Genomic DNA, 373 nt, shown 5'->3' with positions numbered 1-373 from the left:
CCGATCTACCGGACCAGGGTCATCCGCAGCAGCGGCGGCCGGTCGGTGGCGAACCGCAGCGTACGGTCGGCGGTCTCGATCCGGTCCGTCTCGGTCCGCCGCGCCTCCTCGGGCAGGCCGGTCAGGTCGTGCTCGGTCCAGGGCAGCGCGACCCGGCGCGGGATCGCGGCCACGGTCGTGCCACCGCGCGTGCGCCGGAACGCCGCCCGCAGGTTGGCGTGCCGGTCCAGCAGGGCCTGCGCCGCGCGCCGCAGCAGCGCGGTGTCCAGGGCTCCGTCCAGGTCGAGCGAGGTCTGGACGGTGTAGACGTCGGTGCCCTCGTCGTCGTACAGGGCGTGGAAGAGCAGCCCTTCCTGGAGCGGCGAGAGCGGGA

At 74.8% G+C, this 373-nt stretch carries 1 protein-coding gene; it reads right to left on the bottom strand.

Features of this window, described 5'->3' with window-relative positions; all coding sequences use genetic code 11:
* Nucleotides 1-5: 5 nt before the first annotated feature.
* On the bottom strand, nucleotides 6-373 hold a 368-nt coding region (locus ACFFNX_RS51335), incomplete at its 5' end, for a condensation domain-containing protein (RefSeq protein ID WP_378213801.1).

Source organism: Actinoallomurus acaciae (assembly GCF_042429965.1).
Taxonomy (GTDB): Bacteria; Actinomycetota; Actinomycetes; order Streptosporangiales; family Streptosporangiaceae; genus Actinoallomurus; species Actinoallomurus acaciae.
Note: the sequence above shows the minus strand (reverse complement) of the source record. Positions and strands in the feature narration are given on the sequence as shown.